Here is an 18,088-nt window from a genome sequence, read left to right on the forward strand (position 1 = left end):
GTCTCGACGTCCTGCATGCGGTAGAGGCTGTCGCTGGCGGGCTGGGCCGGGCTCGGCGAGGCGGCGAGGCTGCAGACCAGGCCGACGATGAGGACAGGTAGGCGCATGGACGGCAGTCTACCTGCCGTCGCGGCGCCACGACGGGAGGTAGGGCCGGCTCTCCGAGCCCGGCCGGCCCTGCAGGTACAGCAGGCTACAGGCTACAGGCAGCCTGTCGCCTGCAGCCCGTGGCCCGTCCTTTCGGGCCGGGTCGGCCCAACCGGCCCTACCTCCGGGGCACGGGCACTGGCGTCGGCGCGTCGTCGAGTTGCAGCTGGAGACGAGTGAGCGTGACCGTGAAGCGCGACCCGGTGTCGTCGCCATCGACGCTGATCCAGACAGCCGCGGACTCGATGGGGGTGTCGAGGTCGACGGCGACGGTGAAGCGGCCAGACGCGTCTGGCGCGCTGACCACGCGCTCGGTGATCAACGCACTGGCGGGATGCTGCCGCGACTGGCCGATCTGCGATGGCGACAGGGCGACGTTGAAGAAGCGGATGCCGGCGATGCCCAGGTCGGGCGGGGCGAGGGCGAAGAGGCGCTGCACCCACGTGGGCGCCAGCGTGCGCTCGATCCAGCCGGGCCGGCGCGTACCTACTTCGACGAGGCCGACGCGCAGGGCGTAGTCGTCGGCGCCCCGGGTCCCCTGGCGTTGGGCATCGGTCCGGAGCGTCCCGACGATCCGTCCCTCCGCCCGGAGGCCTCGCACCCGCCGCGGTGAGTCGAGCGGGTACACGAGAGGGGCGGCCGACGCGTTGACGTCGATACGCAGGCCCTCGGCCCCGAAGGCGACCACGTGCGGCGCGATGGCGCGATAGCGCAGCACCTCCCAGCCGGCGTCGGCGGTCAGCGGAATCACGAGCAGCAGGGCAAGGGGCCACAGCATGAGGTCACCCCCTACGACGCCACCCCGCAGCCGCTGGCCCCGCGGCTCTCTCAAGTCTGAATCGTGAATTCTGAACTGCAGGGCGCAGTGCGTCAGCGCCCTGCGCCTATCCCTTGCCGCAGCGCACGAGCGCGAGCTGCGCGCGCTTGTACTTGAACGCGGCGACCCAGGCGTCGAGTCCCTTGAACACCCTGGCCGAGCCCGGTTCGGTCCAGGTCGGCGCCGTCCCGATCGACTCGACGCGCGCGGCGACGAACAACGCGCGGATGTGCTCGTCGGTGAGGCGCTCCAGGCGTTCCACGAGGAATCGTCGTCCCGCCTCGCTGATGCGCGGGTTGGCCCGGGAGGCTGGCCCGGCGCTCGCCGATGGCGTCACGTCGGCCCGGCAGCCGCGGACGGCGCGCTCCGGGTCGTCGGCCGGTGCCAGGAAGACCGGGCGCCGCGTCCACGGGTCGAGGTCGATCTTGGCGGTGCGCAGCGTGCCCTTGCCTGAACTGCCGAACGTGGCGCCGAGATCCTGAATCATCGCCAGCGACGAGGTGCAGGCGCGTGCGCCAGGGCGCTCGAACAGCGCCGGGAGGCCGGTGGGCCTGTCGTCGAGCGCGTGCACGTCGCCAGCCGTCGCATCGATGTCGCTGGCGCACACGAGCCGCTGCTGTTCCGGCTTGCGGTCGCCATGCTGCACGAAGGCGCCCAGCAGGCTCAGGGCGTCGAAGTGCATCCGCTGGCGATCGCGGTCGGGGCCCGGCGGCAGTGCCGTGATGGCCGCGTCGATCTCGCCGAACCGCCAGCCTTCATCGGTGTTGGCGGTCGAGAGGATCGGGGTTCCCCGGAAGGCAGGCTCGGTGACGCCCAGCAGGGTGCGCGTGGAGCGGGGGCCCACCCCGGTCATCGGATCCTCAGGGCAGTCCAGGCACTGCACCGTGAGCGGCAGCACGATGTCGGACGGGAATCCCAGGGCCCAGAAGAGCCGGACGGCGACGACTTCGGCGAACACCTCGCGATTGCCGGTCTTCGGGCGCCCGTCGTAGTACTTCACCCGGATCAGCCGTCCTGCGGCCGTGCGGCAGGTGAACTTGGGCGTCTTGCCGCCCATCTGCGCGCCGCCGGTCTGCCACGTGCAGGCGAACCCGCCGTCGGGATTGAGGTCGGCGCGGTTGCCGGTGGCCGGTGTGCCGCGGCCTTCGACGATTTCGGCGGGCGAGGGCAGTGCCCGGTCCTCCCACAGCGTCGCGGCCGCCAGGTAGGCCTGGCGCTGCTCCGGCGAGGTGACCAGCACTCGTGGGCGGTCCTGGGCATGCCCGACGGGGGCGAGGAGGGCGGCGAGCGCCAGAGCCCCGAGGATGCCTGGGGAGCGCGCGCGGTCGGCGAGAGGCCGGCGACGGAAGGACATGCCGACCATTGTACGAGGCCGGCCGGGCGGTAGGCCGCCCGACCGGGTCGGGGGAGGCCTACTTCTTCGCCGAATCCAGCGAGATGAGCAGGGCGTCGGTCCAGATCATGTCGAGGCGATCGCCGACCTTGACCTTCTCGAGCGCCTTCTTGTCCTCGACGCGCGAGGAGTACTTCCAGTCGTTCGGGCCGACGACCGTGATGGTGCTGGCCTTGCGGTCGAGCGCCGTCACCGTGGCGGTGATGGCGCGCTGCACGGCCGCCGTGCCGCCCGGGTGGGCGCCGTCCGACGTGACCGTCGACGCGGCGGCCGTGTCGATGGCCTTCTCGCCGACAGGCTTCACGCGCACCACGAGGTTCTCGTAGTAGCGGGCCGTGACGGTGTCGCCAACCTTGACCTCGTCGAACCGGCCCATGCCGGCCGGGGCGACGGTCGTGAGGAAGGTGCCGTCGGGACGCTTGAGCGTCAGCGTCCGGCTCTTCGACTCGATGGCCTGGACGGTGAGCGTCTCGACCTTCGTGTCGTAGGTGATGGTCTTGGTCGCCTGGCCGGCCGCGAGGCCAGCCGACATCAGGAGCAGCGCGAGTGCGCGAAAGGCATGGGTCATGGTCGAATAGGCTACCCGAGGTTCAGGAGGGCCGCCACCCTGGGCTGCAGCCCGGGGCGTCGCGGCCATGCGAGGATCACGCGTGGGGCGCGGCCGGTCCGGGGCCGGCGGCATGAGGCAACGACGACATGGCAGACAAGGCGAAGGGCGCGCGGCGCAGTGCGGCATGGTTCAGCGGCATCGACCGCAACACCTTCATCCACCGCAGCTGGATGAAGAACCAGGGCCATCCCGATCACGTGTTCGACGGGCGGCCGATCATCGGTATCTGCAACACCTGGTCGGAGCTCACGCCCTGCAACGCGCACTTCCGTGATCTGGCCGAGCACGTCAAGCACGGGGTGTACGAGGCTGGCGGCTTTCCGCTCGAGTTCCCCGTGATGTCGCTCGGCGAGACGCAATTGCGCCCCACCGCGATGCTGTTCCGCAACCTGGCCAGCATGGACGTCGAGGAGTCGATCCGCGGCAACCCGCTCGACGGCGTCGTGCTGCTCGTGGGCTGCGACAAGACGACGCCCGCGTGCGTGATGGGCGCCGCGAGCGTCGACCTGCCGACGCTGGTCGTCTCGGGCGGGCCGATGCTGAACGGCAAGTATCGTGGCACCGACATCGGTTCGGGCACGCACGTCTGGAAGTTCAGCGAGGACATGCGGTGCGGCCTGATGTCCCCCGAGGACTTCCGCGCGGCCGAGGCCGGCATGAGCCGCTCGGCCGGCCACTGCATGACGATGGGCACGGCCTCGACGATGGCGTGCCTGGTGGAAGCGCTGGGGATCGCGCTGCCGACCAATGCCGCCATCCCCGCCGTCGACGCGCGTCGCCGTCGCCTCGCGCACGCGGCCGGCAACCGGATCGTCGCGATGGTCGAGGAGGACCTCAAGCCCTCGCAGATCCTCACGCGCAAGGCCTTCGAGAACGCCGTACGTGCCGTCAATGCCGTGGGCGGCTCCACCAACGCCGTGATCCACCTGCTGGCCATCGCGGGACGCGTCGGCGTCGAGTTCTCGCTGGAGGACTGGGACCGCCTCGGCCGCGACGTGTCGTGCCTCGTCGACCTGATGCCGTCGGGCCGGTACCTGATGGAGGACTTCTACTACGCCGGCGGGCTCCCCGCCGTGCTGCGTGAACTCGGGGACCTGATCCATCGCGACGCGCTGACGGTCACGGGACGCACCGTGGGCGAGAACATCGCCGGCGCCCCCAACGACAACCCCGAGGTGATCCGCCCGCAGGACAACCCCGTGGTGCCCGACAGCGGCATCGCCGTGCTGAAGGGCAACCTTGCGCCAGACGGCGCGATCATCAAGCCGGCCGCGGCCAGCGCCGAGCTGCTGCGCCACACGGGCCGCGCCGTGGTGTTCGAGGACATCGACGACTTCCACGCGCGCATCGACGACGAGGCGCTCGACGTCGATGCCTCGTGTGTCCTCGTGCTGAAGCACTGCGGACCGAAGGGGTATCCGGGCATGCCGGAGGTCGGCAACATGCCGCTGCCCCCGAAGATCCTGCGCCAGGGCGTGACCGACATGGTCCGCATCTCCGACGCGCGCATGAGCGGCACGGCGTACGGCACGGTGGTGCTGCACGTCGCGCCAGAAGCCGCCGTCGGCGGGCCGCTCGCGCTCGTGCGCTCGGGCGACATGATCACGCTCGACGTGCCCGCACGGCAGCTCTCGCTGCTCGTGGACGAGGAGGAACTCGCCCGTCGGCGTGCCGAATGGCAGCCGCCGGCGCCCATCACGCAGCGCGGCTACGTGAAGCTCTATGTCGACCACGTGCTGCAGGCCAACGAAGGCGCCGACCTCGACTTCCTGAAGGGCGGCAGCGGGTCGGCCGTGCCGCGCCACTCACACTGAGCTCACAATTCGACATTCGAAACGTGAAATTCTCGCGGGGCACGGCTCCGCCGTCGCCCCTCGAGACGTATCGCGCGGCAAGGCCGGCAGGCCGGCCGCCGGTCGCTTTCAAATGTCGAATTTCGAATTGCCACCGCTCCGCCGACAGCTCGACGCCCTGATCCCGCCGGCACGCGTGCTGACCCGCCCGATCGACCTCGCGGCGTGGGCCTCCGACGCGAGCTTCTATCGCCCCGTCCCGAAGGCCGTCGTCCTGGCGGCTTCCATCGACGAGATTCGCGGGCTCTTCCGGCTGTCGCGTGAGATCGGCGTCCCGATCACCTTCCGCGCTGCAGGCACGAGCCTGTCGGGACAGGCCGTGACCGACGGCCTGCTGGTGGAGGTGAAGCGTCACTGGCGTCGCCTCGAGGTGCTCGACGGGGGCGCGCGCCTGCGCGTGCAGCCCGGCGTGCTCGGCGGCGAGGCCAACCTCGCGCTGCGACCGTTCGGGCGAAAGATTGGCCCCGATCCAGCCAGCCTCGCGGCCTGCGCGCTCGGCGGCATCCTGGCCAACAACGCGTCGGGGAAGTGCTGCGGCGTCGCGCAGAACGCCTATCACACGCTCGACAGCCTCACGTTCCTGCTGCCCTCGGGCACGCTGATCGACACGGCCGATCCCGACGCCGACGCGCGCTTCCGCAGCGCGGAACCGGCGCTGGCGGCCGGGCTGCTCGACCTGAAGGCCACGATCGAGGCCGACGAGGCGCTGGCCTCGCGCATCCGGGCCAAGTACCGGATGAAGAACACGACAGGATACGGGCTCAACGCGTTCCTCGACTTCGCGCGCCCGGTCGACATCTTCGCGCACCTGCTGATCGGGTCGGAGGGCACGCTGGCCTTCATCCCGGAGGCGGTATTGCGCACCGTGCCCGACCTGCCCCACAAGGCGACGGGCCTCCTGCTGTTTGCCACCATCCACGACGCGTGCGCCGCGATCGCGCCACTGAAGCAGGCGGGGGCGAAAGCCCTCGAGCTGATGGACCGTGCGTCGTTGCGGGCGGTGGAGCACCAGCCAGGCGTGCCCGACACGTTGCGCACGCTGCCGGACGGCGCGGCCGGGTTGCTCGTCGAGTTCCAGGCCGCGACGCCGCAGGCGCTGGCGGAGTACGCCGAAGCATCGGCGACGGTGGTGACCTCGTTGCCGCTGCTGCACCCCGCCGGATTCACCGACGACCCGCGCGCCATCGCGGCGCTGTGGCGGGTGCGCGAGGGGATGTATCCGTCGGTCGGCGCGGTCCGCAAGAGCGGCACCACCGTCATCATCGAGGACGTCGCCTTCCCGCTCGAGCGCCTGGGCGAAGCGGTGATCGACCTGCAGGCGCTGTTCGTGCGCCACGGCTACCCCGAGGCGATCATCTTCGGCCATGCCGGCGACGGCAACCTGCACTTCGTGATCACGCAGTCTTTCAACGACGCCGCGGCGATCGACCAGTACGCGCGCTTCATGGACGACGTGGTCGCGCTCGTGGTGGGGAAGTACGACGGCGCGCTCAAGGCCGAGCACGGCACCGGCCGCAACATGGCGCCCTTCGTCGAGACGGAGTGGGGCGGGGCAGCGCTGGCGATCATGCAGCGGCTCAAGGCGCTGGCCGACCCCGACGGGCTGCTGAACCCCGGCGTGATTCTCAATCCCGATCCGCGGGCGCACCTCACCGACCTCAAGTCGTTGCCCTCGGTGGAGGATGCCGTCGACACGTGCGTCGAGTGCGGCTTCTGCGAGCGCGTGTGCCCGTCGCGCGACGTCACGCTCACGCCGCGTCAGCGCATCCTGGTGCGGCGCGACATGGTGCGCCGCGAGCAGGCCGGCGAGTCGCGTGCGGTGCTCGACGCGCTCTGGCAGGACTACGCCTATGCCGGGCTCGACACGTGCGCCGTCGACGGGATGTGCGCCACCGCGTGCCCGGTGGGGATCAACACCGGCTCGCTCGTGAAGCAGTTCAGGCACGGGCGCCACTCGGCTGGCGCGGAGTCGCTCGGACAGGCCGTGGCGACGCGATTCGGGCTCGCGGAGTCGCTCGTGAAGACCGGGCTGCGGCTCGGACACCTCGTGCAGCGGGCGCTCGGCGCCGGCGCCATGCCTGCGCTCACGCGCCTGGCGCGGCGGCTCGGCGGGTCGGAACTGCCGCTGTGGACGCCGGAGATGCCGCGCCCTGCCGCGGCGCTCCCGCGCACGTCGCGTGCCGACATCGCCGCCGTGTACCTGCCCGCCTGCGTGTCGCGCGTCTTCGGTCACGTGCCCGGCGAGACGTCGGCCCTCTCGCTTCCAGCCGCATTGGTGGCCGTTGCCGCGCGCGCCGGGACGCCCATGTGGATTCCAGACGACGTGCACGGGACCTGCTGCGGGACGCCCTTCTCGTCGAAGGGGCTCGTGAGCGGCCATCGGCAGGCGGCCAACGACGCCATCGAGCGGTGCTGGCACTGGTCGCAGGAGGGGCGCCTGCCGGTCGTCGTCGACGCCAACTCGTGCACGCTCGGCCTGCGCGAGTGCGGTCCCGTCCTCACCGCCGCCAATCGCGAGCGGCTGTCGGCGATGCGCATCGTCGACAGCGTGACCTTCGCGCGGATGACGCTGCTACCGCGCCTCGAGGTCACGCATCGCGCCGGGAAGGTGGCCGTCCACCCGACGTGTTCACTGGCGCACCTGGGGCAGGCCGACGACCTGAGCGCCGTCGTGGCCGCCTGCGCCGCGGAGGTCGTGCATCCACCGCATGCGGGGTGCTGCGGGTTTGCCGGCGATCGCGGCTTCCTCGTCCCCGAACTCACGGCCTCGGCCACACGGGGCGAGGCCGACGAGGTGCGCGCGGCCGGCTGCGACGACCACGTGTCGGCCAACCGGATGTGCGAGGTCGCGCTCACGAGCGCCACGGGACGGCCGTATCGGTCGGTGATCCACCTGCTCGAGGAATCGACGCGCCCCGGCGCGTAGGCGTCGGCCATGGCCGACGCGAGGCAGACTGCAGGCCACAGGCTGCCTGTAGCCTGTCGCCTTTCGCCCCGGCGAGGTAGGGCCGCCTGTGCCAGCCCGGCCTGCGATACCATCCCCCGATGCAACACGCTGCTGATGGGTTGCCCCCGGGCTCCGGAGCGGACGCCGCCTCGCCGCATCCGCTGCCACCGGCCGGCTGCCTGCCGCCGATGACGGTGCGCGACATGCCGGAGCCGCTGCCGCTCACCAAGATCCTCGGCCCCAGCGTCATCCTGGCCGGCCTCGGCGTCGGATCGGGCGAGTACATCATCTGGCCGTTCATCACGGCGGCCGTCGGGCCGGCGTTCCTGTGGGCGGCGGTGGTCAGCGTCACGTTCCAGTACTTCATGAACATGGAGATCGAGCGGTACACGCTCGTGACCGGCGAGACGGCCATTGCCGGGTTCGTGAGGAAGTGGCGGCACTGGGGCTGGATCTTCTGCCTGTTCACGCTGCTGCCGAACATGTGGCCGGGGTGGGCCACCGGCGGCGTCACGGCGCTCACGTTCCTCATGGGTGGGGGCAACGTCGGCTACATCACCGTCGGCGTGATGATCGCCATCGGTTTCGCGCTCACCATGTCGCCCGTCGTCTACAAGACGCTCGAGCGCGCGCAGTTCTTCAAGGTCGGCCTCACGCTCGTCTTCCTGTCGGTGGCCATCGTCGAGGCGATCACGCCGGCGGCCTGGGCCGACCTGCCCCAGGCGATCAGTGGCTTCGGCACGCTGCCCGATGCCACGGCCATCCCGATCACGCTCTTGCTGAGCGCGCTGGTGTTTGCCGGCGCCGGTGGCGTGAACAACCTGGCGCAGAGCAACTGGATTCGCGACAAGGGCTTCGGCATGGGCGCGTACATCCCGCGCATCGTTTCGCCGATCACCGGCGAGGACGTCGCCGCGCCGACCACCGGCGTGATGATGCGGACCGACGGCGCCAACATGGCGCGATTCGCCGTGTGGTGGAAGCGGGCCAACGTCGAGCAACTGGTCAGCTTCTGGTTCATCTGCATCTTCTCGATCACCACCTTCTCGATGCTGGCCCACTCGACGATCAGTGGCCAGCAGTTCGCCAGCCAGGCGACGCTCGCCTTCATCAAGTCGGAAGGCGAGGTGCTGCAGCAGGTGGTGGCGCCGTGGTTCGGCAAGTTCTTCTGGGTGTTCGGGGCGCTGTCGCTGATCCTCGTGGCGCTCGGCACCGTCGACTACATCGCGCGCATCGTCGCCGACATCCTGCGGACGGTGTACCTGCAGGGGCACGCGTACTGGACCGAGAGCCGGATCTACTTCTTCGCCGTGTGGGGCGGGGTGGCCTCGGGCTCGATCATCCTGCTGAGCGGCATGCAGCAGCCGCTCGTGCTGCTGATGACGGCGGCGTGCCTGAACGGGCTCGTGATGATCGTGTACGGGGTGCTGCTCATCCAGCTGAACCTGCGCGGCCTGCCGGCGCCCCTGCGCATCGGCGGGCTCCGGCTGGTGATGATGGTGCTGGCGACGGCGTTCTACGCCTTCTTCGGCGGCTGGCTGGTCATCGCGCAGGTACGGACCTTCTTCGGCATGTAGTAATTCTGAATTCTGAATTCTGAATTACTGCTCCGTCCACTCGACACGATTGCCGCCGGCCGCACGCGCCGCGAACATCGCGTCATCGACGCGCGCAAGCACGTCGCCCATGGTCTCGCCGGGCCGCCAGGTGGCGACCCCGATCGAGAGCGTGACGGCGCCGATTTCGCCGTCCGGCGTCGCCGCGGCATCGGCGCGCAGCCGCCGCGCCACGGCCACCGCCTCGTCGAGTTCGGTGGCAGGCAACACCACCAGCGACGTGTCGCCGCCCCAGCGCATCACGGTGTCGCCGGGCCGCACCCCGTGCCGGAGCAGGCGCGCCACGTGCACCAGCACGCGCTCGCCGGCCCGGTACCCGTGGTGATCCGTGATGCGGTTGAAGTGATCGACATCGCCCAGCAGGAGCGAGTAGGCGCGGCGGGCGCGTGAGGCCTCGTCGTGCACCTCGCGCAGGTGCGTTGTTCCGGCCTGGTGGGTGAGCAACCCGGTCAGCGGGTCGGTCTGCGAGGCTTCGGCGAGCGTCGGCTTGCGCTGGGCCTGCCGCGCGGCCTGGTCGACGACGTGGCGGCTCCGCGCCTGCTCGGCGTCGACCTCCGCGCTGCAGTCACGGCAGATGGAGGCGAAATGTGCCACGACACCGTGCTCGTCGAGCACCGGCGTGGTGAGCCAGTCGGCGTGGAAGGCGGAGCCGTCGCGCCGGTACTGCACGAGCCTGCCGCGAAAGACGCGACCTTCGGCGCGGCATCGAAGGTGCTCGTCGCGGCCGGCCGTGGCCGTGCCGGGGCCGTCGAGCACGTCGAGACGGCGACCGAAGAGTTCGTGAGGCGCGTAGCCGGTGAGGGCAGAGAAGGCGGGATTGCAGTACTCGACCCGCGGCGCGCCGGCACTCAGGTCGGCGTCCGTGATGACGAGCGGCGTCACCCCCTGCGTGATGGCGGCCTCGATCAGCGCCGCCTGGCGAGTGGTGGTGTCCATGGCCCTCGGACCGGCTCTCCGGCTGATCAAGACATCGGCGGCGGAGGGGCGAGGGTACAGGGCCCCACCGGGACGGGGTGCCAGGAGCTCGGAGCTCGGAGCTCGGAGCCAAGTGTCAAGCGCCAAGCGCCAAGCGCCAATCGCTAGGCCTTAAGCGTCAAGCGTCAAGCGTTAATGTCGCGTGAGCGACTGCAGGGCGTCGCGGGCGCGCCGCGTCATCAGCGAGTCGCCGCCGCGGATGGAGAGCGCCACGGCGGCCTCGAACTCACGACGTGCGTCGCCCGTCTGCCCGGCGACGAGGGCCAACTCGCCGAACTGGTGGTGGATCCGGCCGCGCACCCAGTCGCGGGGCCCCGCAGCCAGGGCCTGCGTGAGATCGTCGTATGCCTCGGCATGGCGGCCCATCGCCGCGCGAGCCGCGCCACGGTGCCAGAGCCACAGCGCGGCTTCGCCATGGATTCGAGGGCCTGATGCCCAGCGACGGCCCGCGATGCCCCTGGAGAAGGCCGCGTCGGCCTCCGCCCAGCGACACGTTGCCGCGGCCGCCGCGCCCTCGTTGAGCCAGAAGAGGCGGTTTCCGGGATGGCGCGCCTGGAGCACCCGCACGTCCGCGACGACGGCCTCATGACGGCCCTCCCGCGCGTAGATGACCATCCGCAGGAGCAGGGCGTCGCTGGCCGTGAGGGCGCCTGGCGCCGCCGCTTCCTCGAGCAGGGCCATGGCGCGTGCGCGACTGCCCGAGAGACCGCTCACGCGGGCGACCATCCGCGCGGCCCAGGGCAACGTGGCGACCGTGTACTCGGACAGCGCGAGCAGCAGCGCCGATTCCGGGATCGCCGCGGAGCGCGCCCGTGCGCGCGTCATCGCGGCCACGGCGCGCCGCCCGCATCGCAGTGCGCCGATGGTGCGGCCCTCGACGGTGGCGCCGTACACGCATTCGAGTGCCGTCGTCGCTCCTACCTGGTAATGGGCGTCGGCGTCATCGTCCAGCTCGACCTGTCGAGCGGCGAGGTGCGCCGCCGTGGCGAGTGCCGCGGAGAATCGCGCCACCAGATGGGCTGGCGCCGGCGGGCGAGCGACGTCGCCCTCGGGCACCTCACCCGTGAAGGCCTCGAAGGTCGCGACGCCCTGCGCAAAGAGGATTTCGATCCACGCGATCGCGGCCATCGCGCGGTGAGGCGCCGGGTCGGACGGGTCGGCGGCAACCGCCTCGGCGAGCACGCGTCGACTCTCGTCGAACTGCAGGTCGTACGCGAGGGCGAAGCCGTCCTCCGTGCGTGCTCGTGACAACGGCGACGCCGAGACCGACACCGCAACAGAGGCCGCCATGGCGAACCCGGCGGCCCTGATGGGCCATGTGGTGACCCGCGCAGACGTGGTCCACCCCCTGAAGGGACTGTCAGCTGCGAAACGCGCGCCATTGGCCCGAGGCGCTCCTGCCGGGGCGTTCCCGTGGGCGTGGGCACTTTCCCGCAGCGCGCTGCGGAATGCTGCAGATGAGGCGGGTGTGGAGGCGGACTGACGAGCTCGAGGCTCAGGGCTCAGGGGTCGAGGCTCAAGGCTCAGGGCTCAAGGCTCAGAGAGCATGCTTTCCGAGCCCCCAGCCCCCAGCCCCCAGCCCCCAGCCCCCAGCCCCCAGCCCCAAGGCCTACGCCGGCAGCCCGCATGGCGTGCGCTACGGGCGAGACGGCAGCGCGTTGGTGTGGGTCAGAACAGCAGGCGCAACGACGCCTGCAGGCTGCGCGGCCGGCCAACCTGGTACAGGCGGTTCAGCCCGACCCCGCTGGATGTGCCGCCAAGTTGCGTCACGGCCATGCCTGTGGACTGGCCGAACAGGGGCGAGGCCGACAACGCCGTCACGGGATCGCCGAAGTTCGGGATGTTGAAGACATTGAACGCGTCGAGCCTGGCCTGCAGCCGGGTGCGTCCCCCGAGGGCGAACGTCCGTCGCAGGGACGCGTCGACCTGCCGCAGCGGGAAGCTGCGGAGCGCGTTGCGTCCGAGCGTGCCCTGCTGTCCGACGCCGGGCACGGCGAACGCATCGCGGTTGAGCCGACGTCCACCGGGGGCCTGCGGGTCGTCCACCCACGTCGGCACACCCGGCACGAGATCCACGCGCCTGCTGCTGGCCACATTCAGCGGGTCGACGACGGGACTGATGACGGTGATCGGCGTGGCCGAGCGATAGCGGCCGATGAGGTCGAGCCCCCAGCCTGACAGCAGGGCGCCCGCCACGCCGCCGCGCGGCCCTGGCAGGTCCCACGTGACCGAGGCGACCAGGTTGTGGCGTGCGTCGAAGTCGCTCGGCCCGAGATCCGCGTCGACGTCGACCGGGAAGCCGTCGATACCGCCGGTCGGGATGCCGGCCTGCGTTTCGTCCGAGATGTTGTCGGTCGACTCACTGAGCGTGTAGGAGACGAGCGCCTGCACCCCGCGTGACAGACGCCGCTGGTACTGCACCTGCAGCGCGTGGTAGTCCGACGACGCCAGGTTGCGGGTGAGCGAGACCAGGGCTGCCGTCGAGAACAGCGCGGGGTTGAGCTGCACGATGGCGGGCGTGCCGAGGGCCGCGTTCGCGGGCTGGTTGCGGAAGTTCTCGGTGCGCAGCAGGTCGCGTCCCTGGCTGCCCACGTACCCCACGGTGACCGACTGGCGATCGCCGAAGCCCTTCTCGAGGCTGATGTTGAAGTGGCGCGTGCGCGGCAGCGCGAGCGACCGATCCGTCACATGGAAGGTGGCCGCATACGGCGGGTCGGCATTGAAGGGCGTCGGCGTGAGCGTGGCATCAGCCAGGGGGAGCGGGCCCGGCGTCGGGATCGAACGCACCGAGTTGTAGGGGTATCCGGTGAACCCCCGCAGCGCGGTGCCCGTGCCCAGGTCATAGTACACGCCGAAGCCACCACGCACGACGAGGTCTCCCCGGTCCGAGAGCACGTAGGCGGCGCCCACGCGAGGGGCGAGGTTGGTGTAGCTGGTCTCGAAGAACGGGGTGCCTGCCGGGGCCAGCGTCATCGTGCGAGGGGCGTCGAGGCCGTCGAAGGTGAACGGCAGCAGCGGGTCTCCTGTCGGGGCCGGATTGATCTCGTAGCGGAGGCCATAGGTCAGGCTGAGTCGTGGCGTGACTCGCCAGTGGTCCTGCAGGAACACCGAGACGTTGTTGAGCGTGAAGCGCGTCTCCGGGGAGAAGGCCTGCACCTGCGCGCTGAAGGGGGCGCCGGTCGCGAGGGCTTCCTCGACGCTCCGGAACACGTAGGTGAATCCGTACGTGCTGAAGTCGGACAGCGGGTTCAGGCGGCGCCAGTCGAGTCCGGCCTTCAACTCGTGCCGACCCGTCACCAGCGTCGAGGTGTGGACGAGGTTGAACTGCTGCTGGGCGTTGCCCAGGCTCTTGCCGATGGTGAAGTTGGCCGGTGAGCGCCCCTGCTGGAACGGCATGCCCGCCGTGAGCTGCACGTTCAGGCGCGAGGACTCGCGCGCGGCGAAGGACGGGTACAGCGCATCGAGGTCGGGGATGACGGCGCCGTCGATCGCGTTCACGCCGAACGTGAAGAGCCCCCTGGACTCGCTGATGTTGGCGCGCGTGTCGTGCACCAGCCGTGTCCCCTGGCTCCACGTGCTGCCGATCGTCGTGGTGGTCGTCGAGAGGGCGAAGGCGTTCTCCCCATTGGCGAACGTGCGCTGCTCGAAGCTGGACGGCGCATGGTTCCATCGCCCGAACAGGCGCAGCGCACGCCCGACCTGCTGGTCGATCCGCACGCTGGTGGCGTCGAAGGTGGACGGGAAGGACACCGCCACACGGTATCGGCCGGTCAGGGCGGGGTCGCCGGGTTCGGCGGGCGTGTTCGGCAGCGGGAACGTGTCGAACAGCGCCCGGACGATGCCGCTGGCGCGCTCGCGCGCCTCGCGCGACGGCACGACCGCGAACGTCACGTCCTGTGGCTGGGTGAGGCGCAGGCCCTCGTACGAGGCGAAGAAGAAGGTCCGGCCACGACCGTCGAAGCCCGGCACCACCACGGGTCCACCGAGCACGCCGCCGAACTGGTGCTGCCGGAGTTGCAGCTTCTCGACACCGTTCCGGTTGTTGAACCAGTCGTTGGCGTCGAGCGCGTCGTCGCGCACGTAGTCGAATACCGAGCCGGTGAGCCGGTTGGTGCCGGCGCGCGTCACGAGCGACACCTGCCCGCCGGGCGACCGGCCGAACTCGGGCGCATAGCCCGATGTCTGCACCTTGAACTCCTCGAGGGCATCGACCGACACGAGCGCGTTGGTCCCGCCGGTCACGGTGAGGCCCGGCAGCGTGCCGGCCGCCTGCTGTGAGAACTGCGCATTGACGCTCGTGCCGACGTTGGCGCCCACGCCGTCGACGAGGAAGTAGTTGGCGTTGCCGCGCTGACCGTTCACCGAGAACTGGCCGGGCGAGGTGATCGTCGGCTTGGTCAGCACCACCCCCGGCGTGAGTTCGAGCAGCGTCTGGAAGCTGCGCCCGTTGAGCGGGAGATTCTCCACGAACTGGCGGTCCACGATGGTGCCGACGGCGGGGGAGGTGCGGTCGACGAGCGACGCGCCGGCCACCGTGACCGTCTCTGTGACGTCGCCGGGCTCGAGCCTGAGGGGCACGTCGGTGCGCGTCTCCACGTTCACGGTCACGGGCTCACGTACGGCGGTGCGGAACCCGGTGAGCCGCGCCTCGACGCGGTAGCGCCCCGGCGGCAGTCCGGTGAGCGTGAACAGTCCGGCGGTGCCGCTGGTCGTCTCGCGGGCGGCGCCTGTCGTGGCGCTGGTGGCGACGACCGTGGCGCCTGGCACCGGCGCATCGCTGCTGTCGAGCACGCGACCGACGAGGCTGCCCGTGCCCGCCTGAGCGAGGGCAACGCGAGGGAGGGCGCCGATCGGCAGCGCGAGCAGGGTGGCGAGGATGAGGCGGGAGAGGGAGGCTGGCATACCCGGCGACCATCGCGCGGTGCTGCCGCAACATCCACCCTGACTCCACGAACGCATCACGGAGCGGCACGGGCGGTCGCTGGTGGGCGTCGAACGACCACTGGTGTGATCGCCACGCCGCTCGCACGGCGAGAGGGGGGATGCTGGGTCGATGCCTCGTCTCTCGCCCCATGTGCTCGTTCTCGTGCTGTGGCTCGGCGCCACGGCCTGCGCCTCGCGTCACGTTCCGGTCGGCCGCACGCCGACGGCGCCTGTCCCTGCCTGTTTCGATACGGCGGCGCTGTCGCCAGCAGAGCGCGAGTTGAACGAGGCGTTACTCCTGAAGGCGCTCGACTCGGAGGCGCTCTACACGATCCTTGCCGACATCAAGCCGATGAGTTCCGGGTTCGAGCGTCAGGACATCTCCGTGGAGGCGCCCGATGGGACCACGGTCGAGGCCACGCGACGCGTGCTGGCCACATGGCAGTGCGGCGCCGACCTCGACGCCGGGCTACAGGCGTTCGCGCGCGTGCACGACGGCAAACGCACGCTGCATGCGTGGGTGGCCCGCCGTTCCGCCGTCCGGGCACTCATCACGCGTCAGTCGACCTTCTTCGCCGCGCTGGGTGTGACGCCGACGATGCCTGCTGGCGAGACGCTGCTCACCATCGAGCACGCCCTGCCTGCGGTACGTTTCCGAGGCTACGGCTGGCTGTTCGGCTATCCCGACGACGCGGTGACTTTCTTCGTGGACGCGGCGCTGTCGCAGGAGCGGACCGGGCAGTTCGTGGTGCGTGACTTCCGCAGCGTGCCGACGTTCGGGAATCCGACGAACCAGTTCGTGTGGGCACGACCGAAGGGGGCGGTCGACTCGCCAGAGGAGCTGGCGATCGAGGGGCGCGCGCGCGAGGTCCTGGCCGACTATCGCGCGCGTCGGGCGCGCTTCATCGGCCCCGGGCGGCCCGGGGCCGTCGCGCTGGTGCGGGAGGCGCTGGGAAAGGGCCCGGCCGATTCCGCCGGCGCCGGTGCCCCAGGCGCGCGCTGAATCTTCGGCGCCGGCGTCGAGGTGCTCAGCCCGCCGTGACCGGGTACCGGCGAAGGCGCCGCATGCCGAGCCAGGCGAGGATCACGGCTGGCACCGACAACCCGGCCACACTCGACATCACGCGCGTGGCCACCGCCAGCGTGTGTTCCTCGCGGTACTGGAACATCGGGACGGCCTCCAGCGACTGCAATCGGGTGCGCCCGAGAATCAGCGGCGTGAAGTGCGCGCGCCAGGCGGCGTGGAAGCGGTCCACTTCGGCCGAGAAGTGGCGGTACCGTGTCGTGCCGGTGCCCGCGAGATCGTTGAGCGCGTCCTGCATCAGCATGGCTGGCGACAGGTAGCGCAGCCGTTCGATCAGCGCCTGTTGCCGGCGGCGCTGTCGTTCGTAGGCATCCACCACCGGTCGCACGTCGCGCTCGACGGCGTCGTTGACCGCCAGCCGAATCGCGGCGGCATCGCCAGCGGCCGCCGCCGGATCACCACCGGCCAACTCCGGATGCTCCTCGAAATAGCGGGCCAGCAGCGCGCTGCCGTTCGCACTGGCCGAATCGGAGGCCTCGCGGATCGCCTGGACCATCTGCACCCGCGAGGGCACGGGATACAGGGCGTTGACCGCCACGCCCGCGAGCGCGGGGATCAGCACCACGAGCAGCAGCCATGTCCCAGCCAGCACGGTGGCGGTGCTTGCAGACCCGGCCCCGCGTGACACCACGAGGACACCCAGCGCGAACCACAGGACGCCGTAGGCACAGACCACCAGCCCCCACAAGGCGACCCGGACGCCCAGCCCCGGCCCCGCCCCCTGCCACGAGACGATGGCCGCAAGGGCGACCAGTGCCGTCCCGAGCACCAGCGCCAACAGGAGGGCGAGGCGCACGGCCACCTTCCCCGCGACCAGCGTGCCGACCGTCACCGGCTGCGACAGGACGAGCGCAAGCGTGCCGTCCTCACGTTCGCCCGACAGCAGGTTGTAGGTGAGGCCGATGATGAGGAGCGGAAAGAGGTAAATGACCACGAACGCGAGGTCGAAGCGCCCGACGAGCAGTCGATAGGGGTTCTCCAGCGCGGCAGGCGCGCCGCCGAGTTCGCGCGCCTCGGTCGACACCGGCACGGCGGAGGGCAGCAGGTCGCTCTGGCCAATCGAGAACGCCGCCAGCGGCCCGGGGGGCAGCACCGCGGAGCGAGTGCCCCGCCGCGCCCCGAACGTCGCCGGCAGGCGAGGGTCGGCAAACGGCGACAGCCGGCGTCCGGTGCGTGTCAGGTCCTCGATGTCCCTGGCCAGCGCCGCGTACCGCTCCCGTTCCTCGCTCGCGACGGCAGTGAGCGTGGCCTGCTGTGCCTGCACCCAGCGCGTGCCGTTCCAGGCGCCGAGCCCGACGGCCGCGGCGGCGATTCCAGCCACCAGCCACACCGTGGCGTCGGCTCGGAGCGTCTTCCAGTCGTGTCGGAGGATTCGCGCGATCATGCGAAGGACCCTGGTTCAGTCGATGGCCATGGTGCGTACGCCGATCAGCAGGGCGACGATCGAGCCGACGAGCCACGCGCCGAGAATCAGGAGGCTCCGCACCTGCCCGGACAGGGCCCACGTCGTCGACGGCGCCTCGTACCGGAATGGCGGGATGCGTTCCCAGAGGTCCTTGCCCGCCAGGTACACCTGGCCGGGGCGCGCATGTGCCGCGAGATCACCGTTCAGGGTCCGCTGCATCTCGCGGCGGTACTGCTCGGCTGCGCCGATGAAGTCGCGGTGGTGCCGGCCGTCGGTTCCGGCCAGGGCCATCGACAGGGACCGCACGGCCAGTGTCGG

Annotated in this window: 12 protein-coding genes; 4 read left to right on the plus strand and 8 right to left on the minus strand. The window is 70.8% G+C overall.

Annotated elements, in window-relative coordinates:
- Positions 1-265: 265 nt before the first annotated feature.
- From ACIRDX_RS12775 to ACIRDX_RS12785, 3 genes are all read right to left on the minus strand, one after another.
- Positions 266-925, minus strand: a complete 660-nt coding sequence (locus ACIRDX_RS12775) for a hypothetical protein (RefSeq protein ID WP_396625815.1) — start codon at positions 923-925, stop codon at positions 266-268.
- 106 nt (positions 926-1,031) lie between these two features.
- The gene (locus ACIRDX_RS12780; protein ID WP_396625816.1) at positions 1,032-2,318 is read right to left on the minus strand and encodes a hypothetical protein; all 1,287 of its coding nucleotides are present in this window, start codon (positions 2,316-2,318) and stop codon (positions 1,032-1,034) included.
- A 58-nt stretch (positions 2,319-2,376) separates the two neighbouring features.
- Positions 2,377-2,925, minus strand: coding sequence for a hypothetical protein (locus ACIRDX_RS12785; protein ID WP_396625817.1), 549 nt, complete (start codon positions 2,923-2,925; stop codon positions 2,377-2,379).
- A gap of 128 nt (positions 2,926-3,053) precedes the next feature.
- Between ACIRDX_RS12785 and araD the strand changes: the two genes are divergently transcribed.
- The 3 genes from araD to ACIRDX_RS12800 all read left to right on the plus strand — a co-directional run bounded on the left by araD (position 3,054) and on the right by ACIRDX_RS12800 (position 9,344).
- The gene (gene araD / locus ACIRDX_RS12790) at positions 3,054-4,781 is read left to right on the plus strand and encodes an L-arabinonate dehydratase (protein ID WP_396625818.1); all 1,728 of its coding nucleotides are present in this window, start codon (positions 3,054-3,056) and stop codon (positions 4,779-4,781) included.
- A 127-nt stretch (positions 4,782-4,908) separates the two neighbouring features.
- Positions 4,909-7,746, plus strand: coding sequence for an FAD-binding and (Fe-S)-binding domain-containing protein (locus ACIRDX_RS12795; protein ID WP_396625819.1), 2,838 nt, complete (start codon positions 4,909-4,911; stop codon positions 7,744-7,746).
- 119 nt (positions 7,747-7,865) lie between these two features.
- Positions 7,866-9,344, plus strand: coding sequence for an Nramp family divalent metal transporter (locus ACIRDX_RS12800; protein ID WP_396625820.1), 1,479 nt, complete (start codon positions 7,866-7,868; stop codon positions 9,342-9,344).
- 24 nt (positions 9,345-9,368) lie between these two features.
- Here ACIRDX_RS12800 and ACIRDX_RS12805 read toward each other — a convergent pair whose 3' ends face one another.
- The 3 genes from ACIRDX_RS12805 to ACIRDX_RS12815 all read right to left on the minus strand — a co-directional run bounded on the left by ACIRDX_RS12805 (position 9,369) and on the right by ACIRDX_RS12815 (position 15,260).
- Complete coding sequence (locus ACIRDX_RS12805; RefSeq protein WP_396625821.1) at positions 9,369-10,319, minus strand: diguanylate cyclase; 951 nt, start codon at positions 10,317-10,319, stop codon at positions 9,369-9,371.
- 171 nt (positions 10,320-10,490) lie between these two features.
- Entirely contained in the window at positions 10,491-11,648 is a 1,158-nt protein-coding gene (locus ACIRDX_RS12810; RefSeq protein ID WP_396625822.1) for a hypothetical protein, read from the minus strand.
- A 378-nt stretch (positions 11,649-12,026) separates the two neighbouring features.
- Positions 12,027-15,260, minus strand: coding sequence for a TonB-dependent receptor domain-containing protein (locus ACIRDX_RS12815; protein WP_396625823.1), 3,234 nt, complete (start codon positions 15,258-15,260; stop codon positions 12,027-12,029).
- Positions 15,261-15,411: 151 nt separating this feature from the next.
- On the opposite strand from ACIRDX_RS12815, the gene ACIRDX_RS12820 reads away from it, so the two are divergent.
- The gene (locus ACIRDX_RS12820) at positions 15,412-16,284 is read left to right on the plus strand and encodes a hypothetical protein (RefSeq protein WP_396625824.1); all 873 of its coding nucleotides are present in this window, start codon (positions 15,412-15,414) and stop codon (positions 16,282-16,284) included.
- 25 nt (positions 16,285-16,309) lie between these two features.
- Here ACIRDX_RS12820 and ACIRDX_RS12825 read toward each other — a convergent pair whose 3' ends face one another.
- Complete coding sequence (locus tag ACIRDX_RS12825; protein WP_396625825.1) at positions 16,310-17,749, minus strand: ABC transporter permease; 1,440 nt, start codon at positions 17,747-17,749, stop codon at positions 16,310-16,312.
- A gap of 15 nt (positions 17,750-17,764) precedes the next feature.
- The coding region (locus tag ACIRDX_RS12830; RefSeq protein WP_396625826.1) for a DUF3526 domain-containing protein at positions 17,765-18,088 on the minus strand (324 nt) is incomplete at its 5' end.

It is taken from the genome of Luteitalea sp. (genome assembly GCF_044337415.1).
Taxonomy (GTDB): Bacteria; Acidobacteriota; Vicinamibacteria; order Vicinamibacterales; family Vicinamibacteraceae; genus Luteitalea.